General features: G+C 70.4%; 12 protein-coding genes. 6 read left to right on the top strand and 6 right to left on the bottom strand.

Annotated elements, in window-relative coordinates:
- Positions 1 to 39 precede the first annotated feature (39 nt).
- Positions 40 to 318, top strand: coding sequence for a hypothetical protein (locus FXF51_RS50965; RefSeq protein ID WP_148442066.1), 279 nt, complete (start codon positions 40 to 42; stop codon positions 316 to 318).
- Here FXF51_RS50965 and FXF51_RS50970 read toward each other — a convergent pair.
- Positions 279 to 1,235, bottom strand: a complete 957-nt coding sequence (locus FXF51_RS50970) for a DUF418 domain-containing protein (RefSeq protein WP_148442067.1) — start codon at positions 1,233 to 1,235, stop codon at positions 279 to 281. The genes FXF51_RS50965 and FXF51_RS50970 overlap by 40 nt on opposite strands.
- Positions 1,236 to 1,364: 129 nt before the next feature.
- On the opposite strand from FXF51_RS50970, the gene FXF51_RS50975 reads away from it, so the two are divergent.
- Complete coding sequence (locus FXF51_RS50975; RefSeq protein ID WP_148442068.1) at positions 1,365 to 2,276, top strand: SDR family oxidoreductase; 912 nt, start codon at positions 1,365 to 1,367, stop codon at positions 2,274 to 2,276.
- 8 nt (positions 2,277 to 2,284) lie between these two features.
- Here the strand turns inward: FXF51_RS50975 and FXF51_RS50980 are convergent, their stop codons facing one another.
- A complete protein-coding gene (locus FXF51_RS50980; RefSeq protein WP_148442069.1) occupies positions 2,285 to 2,860 on the bottom strand; it encodes a GrpB family protein in 576 nt (191 codons plus the stop codon).
- Positions 2,861 to 3,034: 174 nt separating this feature from the next.
- On the opposite strand from FXF51_RS50980, the gene FXF51_RS50985 reads away from it, so the two are divergent.
- Both FXF51_RS50985 and FXF51_RS50990 read left to right on the top strand, forming a co-directional pair.
- On the top strand, positions 3,035 to 4,174 hold the full coding sequence (locus FXF51_RS50985; RefSeq protein WP_148442070.1) for a hypothetical protein: 1,140 nt from the start codon (positions 3,035 to 3,037) through the stop codon (positions 4,172 to 4,174).
- A gap of 68 nt (positions 4,175 to 4,242) precedes the next feature.
- Entirely contained in the window at positions 4,243 to 4,710 is a 468-nt protein-coding gene (locus FXF51_RS50990) for a flavodoxin family protein (RefSeq protein WP_148442071.1), read from the top strand.
- Here FXF51_RS50990 and FXF51_RS50995 read toward each other — a convergent pair.
- Positions 4,697 to 5,896 carry an NAD(P)/FAD-dependent oxidoreductase gene (locus FXF51_RS50995; RefSeq protein WP_148442072.1) on the bottom strand — a complete coding sequence of 400 codons (1,200 nt, stop codon included), beginning with the start codon at positions 5,894 to 5,896 and terminating at the stop codon, positions 4,697 to 4,699. The two genes, FXF51_RS50990 and FXF51_RS50995, sit on opposite strands and share 14 nt — an antisense overlap.
- A gap of 85 nt (positions 5,897 to 5,981) precedes the next feature.
- Positions 5,982 to 6,545: a GNAT family N-acetyltransferase gene (locus FXF51_RS51000; protein WP_148442073.1), complete on the bottom strand. Its 564-nt coding sequence runs from the start codon at positions 6,543 to 6,545 to the stop codon at positions 5,982 to 5,984.
- 100 nt (positions 6,546 to 6,645) lie between these two features.
- Here FXF51_RS51000 and FXF51_RS51005 point away from each other — a divergent pair, with 100 nt between their 5' ends.
- Positions 6,646 to 7,416, top strand: a complete 771-nt coding sequence (locus tag FXF51_RS51005; protein ID WP_148442074.1) for a phosphotransferase family protein — start codon at positions 6,646 to 6,648, stop codon at positions 7,414 to 7,416.
- A gap of 227 nt (positions 7,417 to 7,643) precedes the next feature.
- On the opposite strand, the gene FXF51_RS51010 is transcribed toward FXF51_RS51005, so the two are convergent.
- A complete protein-coding gene (locus FXF51_RS51010; protein WP_148442075.1) occupies positions 7,644 to 7,964 on the bottom strand; it encodes a hypothetical protein in 321 nt (106 codons plus the stop codon).
- Between the two features lie 131 nt (positions 7,965 to 8,095).
- Here FXF51_RS51010 and FXF51_RS51015 point away from each other — a divergent pair, with 131 nt between their 5' ends.
- Positions 8,096 to 8,959, top strand: coding sequence for a hypothetical protein (locus FXF51_RS51015; RefSeq protein ID WP_148442076.1), 864 nt, complete (start codon positions 8,096 to 8,098; stop codon positions 8,957 to 8,959).
- A 146-nt stretch (positions 8,960 to 9,105) separates the two neighbouring features.
- Here FXF51_RS51015 and FXF51_RS51020 read toward each other — a convergent pair.
- A partial coding sequence (locus FXF51_RS51020) for a DUF4240 domain-containing protein (RefSeq protein WP_148442077.1) occupies positions 9,106 to 9,488 on the bottom strand: 383 nt, incomplete at its 5' end.

Here is a 9,488-nt window from a genome sequence, read left to right on the forward strand (position 1 = left end):
GCTCTTCACCTCACCGGCGGCGGGCGACACAATGACCTCATGCCGAGCTTCGAGCGGCTGACGATAGCGGAGGCCAGAACCCTCACCCGCGCCGAGCTCCTGCCCCGCATCGAGGAGGAGCAGAAGTACTGGTACGACCGCATCCACACGTGTGCGATGCGACCCGGCGACGACAAGGCGTTCAGAACCTTCAACGACATCGTGCACATCGCCGCCAACCCCCACCGCGCCATCTCCGACACCGACGCCATCGCGGAGGGCAGGCCCTTCGACCGCGACTACTGGACCAAACCCCTCGGCGAGCTGGGCGAGCTGTAAGTGATCGCCGGGCGCCGCAGCCAGGTGGCCCAGCGCCAGAGCCACTCGACCGGCCCGTAGCGGAAACGCCGCAGCCACAGGCCGGAGAACACGCGCTGCGCGACGAGGATGCCCGCGGCGATCAGCAGCACCGTCCCCTCGGACCACGTGCCGGGGGCGCCGCCGAGCAGCGCGCCGATCAACAGCACCAGCACGGTGGCGCTCAGGTAGTTCGTCAGCGCCATCCTGCCCAGGGGCGCGAACACCTTCTCAAGGGCCGCGCGGAGCGGCGTCCCGAGCAGGGCCAGCATGCCGCACACGTACGCGCCCGCCGTGAGCAGCCCGGCGACGGCGAACGCGCTGAACACGTCGTTGCTCTGCGCCCACGCCGCCGGCACCGCCAGCGCCGCGAACGCCAGCGTCCACGGCCACCACGTGATCCGCTCCAGCCGCTCCGTGACGCCGTACCTGGTCAGCAGCGAGCCCAGCAGGAACAGTGCGGGCACCAGCACCACGCCGTTGCTGCCGAACGCCAGCGGCGTCACCAGCAGCACGCCCGCGAGCACCGCCACCGCCCAGCGCGGCAGCCACGTGGACGGCAGCAGCACCGCCAGGCCGACGACGGCGTAGATGGTCAGGATGTCGCCGCGCCAGAGGAGCATCATGTGCAGCAGGCCGATGGCCAGCAGGGCCAGGAGGCGGCGCAGCAGCACCAGGCGGGGGGCGGAGGTCTGGAACATGAGCGAGAAGCCGACGCCGAAGAGCAGGGAGAAGATCGGGAAGAAGCGCTGGTCCACGAGGTAGCCCGGCCAGGCCTCGCCTACCGCGAGGTTCAGGACCTTCGCGTCGACGTTCGCGATCGGCCTGACGTTGGCCACCAGGATGCCGCAGAGCGCGAAACCGCGCAGGACGTCGAGAGCGGCGATGCGGGATTTCATGCGCCCATCCTTGGACGCGGGCCCGGGGGCTCGGATGAGCCGTAAGCAGGGGCGGCGGCAGTACTTTCGGCCCCTTCTTCCGGAAAACATGACACGCCCTATCGGCTTTTCACCCTAGCGTCTGCACGCATGAGCAACTTGAAGGACAAGGTCGCCCTGGTGGCCGGGGGCACGCGGGGCGCGGGACGCGGCATCGCCGTCGAGCTGGGCGCCGCCGGCGCCACCGTGTACGTGACCGGCCGCACCACCCACGGCAGCCCGTCCGAGTACAACCGTCCCGAGACCATCGAGGAGACGGCCGAGCTGGTGACGGCGGCGGGCGGCGTGGGCATCCCCGTCCAGGTCGATCACCTGGAACGCGAGCAGGTGCGGGCCCTCGTCGACCGGATCTCCCGCGACCACGGCCGCCTGGACGTGCTGGTCAACGACATCTGGGGCGGCGAGCTGCTGGCCCAGTGGGACAAGCCGCTGTGGGAGCACGACCTCGACGCCGGGCTGCGCCTGCTCCGGCTCGCCATCGACACCCACATCATCACCAGCCACTACGCGCTGCCCCTGCTGATCAAACGGCCGGGCGGCCTCGTCGTGGAGATGACCGACGGCACCAAGGAGTACAACGACGACAACTACCGCGTCTCGTTCTTCTACGACCACGCCAAGAGCGCCGTGATCAGGCTCGGCTTCGCGCAGGCCGAGGAGCTGCGGGCGTACGGGTGCGCGGCGGTGGCCCTGACGCCCGGCTGGCTGCGGTCGGAGCTGATGCTGGACCACTACGGGGTCCGCGAGGACAACTGGCGGGACGCCACCGCGCGCGAGCCGCACTTCGCGATCTCCGAGACGCCCCGCTACGTCGGGCGCGCCGTCGCCGCGCTCGCCGCCGACCCGGACGTCATGCGGTGGAGCGGGCAGTCGGTGTCGGGCGGGCGGCTGGCCCGCGAGTACGGGTTCACGGACGTGGACGGGTCACAGCCGGACAGCTGGCGGTACCTGGTGGAGGTGCAGGACGCGGGCAAGCCCGCGGACACCACCGGCTACCGCTGACCCTTCTCTCATGACGTACGGTCTCGCTGGATGACCGGCGCCTTGGCCAGCACCGGATTGCCGGCGATCGACGCCCGTTCGGCCTCCGACAGACCGGCCGCCGCGAGGATCGCCTGCACCACCGCCTCCTTCCCGCGCCCGTAGGCGACGGGATCATCGGCCGTCTCGGCGACCCGCCTCTTCACCGCGGCGTACCGGTCGCGTAACTCCGGATCCGCGCGCAGGGTGTCCCTGACCGCGCGATGGTTCTTCAGCGACAGTGAGCCGTCGACGACGACGTACGTGTTGGTCCTGGGCAGTCGCGCGGGCTCCTCGAACGCCCACCGCTGCGGGACCCCCAGCTCCCCCAGCGGCGCGAAGCCCAGGCCGACCAGCACGTTCGCGGCGGCCTGCACCTCCCGCCCGGTCACCACGATGTCGCAGTCGATGATGGGCTTGGCGGCCAGCCCGGGGACCGACGTGCTGCCCACGTGCTCGATGGCGATCACCGGTACACCGGCGGCGGCCAGCGCCGCGGCGTACTCCCTGCGCAGTTCCTCGAACCGGTCTGGCCATGCGGGGTCGTACTCGATCACCGTGATCATCGTCGGCTTCTCCCGAGTGAGTCGTCGCCTCCCGTCGATTCTGATTCACGCGCGCGCGGCCTCGGCACCGGTGGACGTGAGACGTTCTTAGTGGCCCTTGCACCGGTTCTCGCGGGAGGCGCACCATCGGGGCGGCCCGCCCTCCGGCACCACCGCCTCCCTCAGGAGCCCGCCATGAAGCCCGTTCCCCGCCCCCGGCCATCCCCCTTACCACCGGCCCTCCTCACCGTCCTGCTCCTCGCTCTCCTCCCGCCCGCCCCCGCAGCCGCCGCGACCTGGGCGGCGACCCCCACCCCCAACGCCTCGAACGGCCACAACTCCTTCACCGGCGTGGACGCACTGACCGCCACCGACGCCTGGGCCGTCGGCCGCGCCGACCACGCCCCGAACCAGCCGTTCGACCGGCCACTCGCCGCCCGCTGGAACGGCACCGCCTGGTCGATCACCCCCACGGCCACCACCGGCGGCAGGCTCAGCGGCGTGGACGGCAGCGCGTCCGGCAACGTCTGGGCGGTCGGCTCCACCGACACGGGCCCGCTGGCCGAGCGCTGGAACGGCAGCTCGTGGAGCGCCGTCCCCACTCCCACCCCACCGGGCGCGCTACGCGCGTCGCTCTCCGGCGTGAAGACCTTCTCCGGCTCGGACGCGTGGGCGGTCGGCTCGTACACCGCCTCGTCCGCACCCGGCACCCGCACCCTGATCCAGCGCTGGAACGGCACGAGCTGGTCCACCGTGCCGAGCCCCAGCCCTGACCCGATCCGCAACCTTCTCACCGACGTGGACGGCGCCTCGGCCGGCGACGTCTGGGCGATCGGCAACTACGGCGACGACGGCTACGGCGGCGGCACCGTCGCCGGGCTGGTGCTGCACTGGAACGGCTCCGCGTGGTCGCAGGTGAACGTGCCCGGCGCGGTCTCCGACAGCGCGTTCAGCCTGCCGGTGCTGCAGGACGTGTTCGCGCGGTCGGCCAGTGACGTGTGGATCGTCGGCCGGGCGTTCAGCCGGACCGACCTCAGGTTCGTGCCGATCGCGCTGCACTGGAACGGTCAGACGTGGCAGCGCTCCGCCATGCCCGGCGCCCCGAACGGCCACATGGGCTTCGAGGGGGTGGTCGCGCTGTCGGCGACCAGCGTGTACGCGGTCGGCGCCGGCATCGCCCGCTGGACCGGCACCGCCTGGGTCGCCGAAAGCGGCGTTCCGGCCGGCGACCTCTCCGACGCCGCCGCGACCGGCCCCACCACGGTCTGGGGTGTCGGTTCCCGCCCCGGCTCCGCCGCCCTCCGCACCCTGGCCGTCCGCACCACGAACGGCTGACCCCGGGGCGGCGGGGCACCCACCGGTGTCGCCGCCGCCCGGTCGCGGGGGCGTGAGAGGATCGCACTGTGTCGCGCCCCGCCCGCCGCCTGCTGATCGTCCACCACACCACCTCACCAGCGCTGCGCGAGCTGTTCGAGTCCGTACGGCAGGGCGCCACCACCGACGAGATCGAGGGCGTCGAGGTCACCACCCGCCCCGCCCTGCACGCCACCGCGACCGACGTCTTCGAGTGCGACGGCCTCGTCCTCGGCACTCCGGTCAACATCGGGTACATGAGCGGTGCGCTCAAGCACTTCTTCGACACCGTCTACTACCCGTGCCTGGAGGAGACGCAGCGCCTGCCGTACGCGCTGTACGTGCACGGCAACAACGACCCGACGGGGGCCGTCCGCGCGGTGGAGTCGATCGCCGCGGGCATCGGCTGGGAGCGGGTCCACCAGCCGGTGACGGTGACGGGCGCACCCGCCAAGGACGACCTCGCCGCCTGCTGGGAACTCGGCGCCACCCTGGCCGCGACGATCAGCCCTGGATGAGACCCTTTCGAAGCTCCGGGTCCGCGAGCCGCGCACGTACATCGGGAAAGGACCCGTCCCCGAACAGCACCCGCGCCGCCGCCGCCCGCCCCGCACGACCGCGCAGCACCCCGAACGCGGCCTCCACAGCACCAGGCGACCGAAGCCCCCCGAACACCCGCCGCGACAACAACCTCCCCCGGAACCTGCTCCGCAACGCACCCCCGTCATACCGCCCCAGCACCCGCTGATCACCAGTACGCAGGTAGGTGGCCGCGACCGCCGCCGCCAGCTCGGCCATCCGCAGGCAGGGATCCAGCCCACCGGCCGTCAACGGCGACACCGCCCCGGCCGCGTCCCCGACGAGCAGCCCGCCCGGACAGGCCAGCCGCCGCAACACCCCGCCCACCGGGATGGGCCCGCCCCGCCGCTCGACCGGCCCGGCGGCCGGAGCCGGATATCCGGGCGCGTCCGCGACGAACGCGTCCAGCGCCCGGCGCACACCCCCACGCATCGCACCCGCGTACCCCGCCACCCCCACATGCGCCTCGTGCCCGTCATCGACCACCCACCCCAGGTAACCCGGCGCGATCCGCGGATCCAGCACGCAGTGGAACGCCGGAGCGTCCGCCCCCGCCACGATCGGATGCACGACCTCGGCACCGATCAGAAACCGCCTGTTGACGTCGAGACCGAGATCACGGGCCACCCGGGACCGGGCACCGTCCGCACCGACGACGAACCGCGCCTCCACCGGCTCCGCATCCACGAAATGCGCCAGCACCGGCTCCCCGCCCACGAACCGCGCCGCCACCCCGCCACGCGACCGGGGCCCCACCGACACCCCGGCATACCGCCGCCCCATCAACACCTGCGCCCCGGCCGATTCCGCCGCGCGGCGCGTGTGCTCGTACACCCCGCCCATGTCCGCCACCCGGAACTCGTCCCGCTCACTGGTGAGCCGAACCGGCGACCGCCGCGACGGCGGATACAGCAAGACGTCCCGGATGCCGGGCCCGAGCAGGTGTTCCGGCAGGTCGAAGTCGTCGAGCGTACGCCGCACGAAGATCCCCGTCGTCCTCATCCCCACCGACAACGACTTGCGACGATCGACGACCAGCACCCTCAGGTCACGCTCCGCGAGCAGGCGGGCGGTACGCAGCCCGGCCAGCCCCGCCCCCACGACCAGCACATCCACTGTCTGCATACCGTGCGACGGTAGAAGCCGATTCCCGCCCGTACGAGCCTTTGCACCGTACCCACCCGATACCTCTACACCGCGCCGACTTTCGTCACCCGCGGAACACGCTCAGGGGCGCAGTACAGAGCGTCTGCTCGGCGCCATACTCCTCGAACGTCCTCACAGGACGGAACCCAAGACGAGCAGCAAGCCTCATGGACCGCTCGTTCGCACTCTGCGTCACCAGCACGACCGGCTGATCAGGCAGCTCCCCGGCCGCCACCCGCAACACCGCCGCCGCTGCCTCGCACGCGTAACCCGCCCCCCACGCGCCGCGCCGCAACACATACCCCAGCTCCAGCTCCTCCCCGTCCTCGGCGACATGTCCTGGACGGTCGGCCGCCCGGCCCGCGAGCATCAACGTCCCGAGGAATCGGTCCGTCGCGAGGTCCGCGATGACGAAGTTGCCGCGCCTGGGCGCCTGGTCGGCGGCCAACGCCACGTCGAAACGCTGCTCTGCCTCGCTCCTCGGGCTGGGGCCGCCTATGTAGGCCTGGACTTCGGGGTCGGTGGAGAGCTCGACGAATCCCTCACGGTCGGTGTCTCGCAACGCCGTGCGAAGCAGAAGACGGTCTGAACGGATCTCGGTGGCGGACAACGTCGGCATTCGGCTCATAGGCCCGTGATCCTACAATCGCCATTGATCATCCGGCTTCGCGAGAAAGGAGCACACCATCGACAGTGAGGTGATCCAGCACCTGCTGTCCCAACGTGTGATGGGATATGAGCCCCTGTCCGGGTTCGCGGCCAACACGGTGGCCGCCGTCACCCTCGAGTCCGGTGCACGCGCCGTCTTCAAGGCCGCCGCCGCACGCGAGGTCGAGGTGGAGCTGTGGGCCCTGCGAACCATGTCACAGAGAGGCATCCCGGTCCCCGAGGTCCTCGCCGGAGCTCCGGACGCAGAGATTCCGTACCTGCTGACACGATTCGTCCCAGGCGAACCGATCGCCCCCGAGGCAGCATCCGAGGTAGGACGGCTGCTCCGCGCCGTGCACTCCCTCCCCGTGCAGAACGCGGCCTTCTACAAGGAAGCGCCCAGGACCGGCGAAGGAAGCTGGGCCGACCAGGTCGCGCGCCTGGCGGAACGGCTCGCCCTCATCACCGACGTCCTGCCCCCGCCCCTCCACACCCGTTGCCTGGACCTCCTCCTGGACGCCACCCGCTGGGATCACCCTTGCGTGTTCGTCCACGGCGACCTCCACCCCCGCCACGTCCTGTCGTCCGGATCCCGCATCACCGGGATCATCGACTGGGCCGACTGCGGCGCGGCCTCTCCCTGGCTGGACCTGGCCAGAATGGACCTCGGCCACCCACAGGCGATGCTCGACGCGTACTTCCCCGACGGCATCCCCGCCGACACCCCCACCCACCTCGCCAACCACCGGCTGCTCTACCTCCTGCTCGCCCTCATCTGGGAGTACGAGTGCGGCGGCGACTGGCTGCACGAACGCGTCCCCGGCATCGAATCGGCACTCACCACGACCTAGACGTCCTGGCGGCGCCCCTGCTGCCACTGCTCCCTGACCTGCTGGAGGGGCGCGTTCGCCGGGAGCAGGAACTCGCCGGCCACACCGAAGCGCGCCCCAGAACCTCGGCCACCCGCTGCGACGCGGCGATCAGGATGTCGTTCTGCTGCAGGCACGCACCATCCACAACTGCTGGACCACCCTCTACCAGACCCTCGACAACTGACCCTTGCCTGGGCCGCATGCATTCACCATGTCGTCAGCTCAACCGCATCAGGAAAGAGCTCCCCGATCCTCGCCGCAACGTCCGCCCGCGCCGTCCGAACGTCCCACGAAGTGCTGTCAGAAGCCCGCAGTTGAACATCGGACGGCGCGCAACCACCCCTGCGCCCCTCCACTTCCCCGTCCACAAGCTGTGGCCGAGCCGCGAACAACCGGACAACCTCATCCGTCGGCAGCCACCCACCCCCAGACCCCTCGATCTCGCCGATCAGCCAGTCGATCGACAACCGCCACTCGTAACCCTCGATCAGCGGCCCCAGAGCGGTGAGCAGCTCTTCGACGCCCAAGCAATGACCGTGGTCTCGCCACATGGCGAACGTGAGCATCCGAGTCGCCGCCACCCGACCTCCTCCCGCCGGAGGACGTGATCTTAGCCGGAGTGCCTGCGATCATCGAAAGATGACAACGAGAAAGGCCCATGGCCGCTGACCACCGGCTCGCACCGCACGCGACGCTCCCCGACCGCTACGCCCGGCTTGAGGTCCTGGCCTCCACCATCGACCACCACGGCCGGCTCGTCGCCCTGGTCGCCGACCCCACCCAGGGCTTCACCCCCATCCCGCACTTCTCGGCCCTTCAGCCACCCCCGCGCTACGACGCGACCGCCGTCATCTGCGACGGGCCGGAAACCCACGAGATCCCACTGACAGACCTCAACCAGTGGGTCACGCTCATCGACACCCTCGGCGACGGCGTCGTGCTGGCGAATCCCCGCTGTGAACCGGTGGACATCGACATCGAGCGCTACCAGCAGCCCATCCCGGCGGACGAACTACACCTCACCCAGAACGTCCAGGTGATCTCCGCGGACGGCCACATCCGATCAGCCTTCTACGCCGGCGACGGCATCGAGCAACTCATGACGGACGTCCGGGGCGCCATCTGGATCAGCTACTGCGACCAGTCGAACTACTGGTTCTCCGACCCGGACGGCACCCGCTCCTACGGCTTCGCCCTCGGCCTGGCGCGCTGGAACAGCAACGGCGGTAAGCCCTGGATGGCGTCCTCCCACACCCCGGACGTCTTCTGGGGCGACTGCTACGCGCTGAACGTCGGACGCGACGTGGTCCACGCCTGCCCTTACACCGACTTCCCGCTGGTCGAGATCGATGATCACGGCGTCCGCAGCATCACCCCGAACCCCATCACCCGCTGCAGCGGCCTGACCGTCTCAGGCCTGGAGGTCGCCTTCCTCGATCAGCACCGGACGGAAGCGGGTTCCGCTGGGAGATCCGCGGGGGCCGCCGACAGAGCGGCGCCGTCACCGAGTCGAGCCGCGTGAACCTGCTGCTACCGGACGGCCGGCAACCGACCGGCTGGGCCCAGGGGAAGATCGGCAGAGACGAGACCTTGTGGCTGTACGAGGACGGAGATCCGCGCCATTGGTACCGCTGTCCAATTCCCTGACCACCTCGCCCACCCGCACACTCAAGCGAGCGCATCAGCCTCATCGAGCAACGCCGACAAGCGCGGATACCGGCGGCTCATCTCCCCGACATCGTCGAAGTCCCACATCCCGCCAAGTTCCGGATGGGCGCCGGTTCCCTCGGGCAGTTCATGTCCCGTGACCCGCATATGGGCCCGCTCAGGGGCGTACATGAAGGGCTCGCACTCACATTCATCGGACCCGTCGAGTACGCATCCTCGGACCGGCCCGTACTCCGCCAGGGAATCCGGATCGTCAAGCGCAGCCTCGTAGACCTCACGGCCTTGACCTACCAGCCAGCAACGAAAGTATTCGAAGCCGTCATCGGAACAGCCGCCATTGATCAGGTAAGCGGCACCCCAGAGGTCGGCCCGATGCGCGGCGA

This window comes from Nonomuraea sp. PA05, from assembly GCF_008086045.1.
Classification (GTDB): domain Bacteria; phylum Actinomycetota; class Actinomycetes; order Streptosporangiales; family Streptosporangiaceae; genus Nonomuraea; species Nonomuraea monospora.

Excerpts from the sequence above, each read along its gene's own strand:
- FXF51_RS50965 (WP_148442066.1), top strand. The coding sequence starts at position 40 with ATGCCGAGCTTCGAGCGGCTGACGATAGCGGAGGCCAGAACCCTCACC.
- FXF51_RS50970 (WP_148442067.1), bottom strand. The coding sequence starts at position 1,235 with ATGAAATCCCGCATCGCCGCTCTCGACGTCCTGCGCGGTTTCGCGCTC.
- FXF51_RS50975 (WP_148442068.1), top strand. The coding sequence starts at position 1,365 with ATGAGCAACTTGAAGGACAAGGTCGCCCTGGTGGCCGGGGGCACGCGG.
- FXF51_RS50980 (WP_148442069.1), bottom strand. The coding sequence starts at position 2,860 with ATGATCACGGTGATCGAGTACGACCCCGCATGGCCAGACCGGTTCGAG.
- FXF51_RS50985 (WP_148442070.1), top strand. The coding sequence starts at position 3,035 with ATGAAGCCCGTTCCCCGCCCCCGGCCATCCCCCTTACCACCGGCCCTC.
- FXF51_RS50995 (WP_148442072.1), bottom strand. The coding sequence starts at position 5,896 with ATGCAGACAGTGGATGTGCTGGTCGTGGGGGCGGGGCTGGCCGGGCTG.
- FXF51_RS51000 (WP_148442073.1), bottom strand. The coding sequence starts at position 6,545 with ATGAGCCGAATGCCGACGTTGTCCGCCACCGAGATCCGTTCAGACCGT.
- FXF51_RS51005 (WP_148442074.1), top strand. The coding sequence starts at position 6,646 with ATGGGATATGAGCCCCTGTCCGGGTTCGCGGCCAACACGGTGGCCGCC.
- FXF51_RS51015 (WP_148442076.1), top strand. The coding sequence starts at position 8,096 with ATGGCCGCTGACCACCGGCTCGCACCGCACGCGACGCTCCCCGACCGC.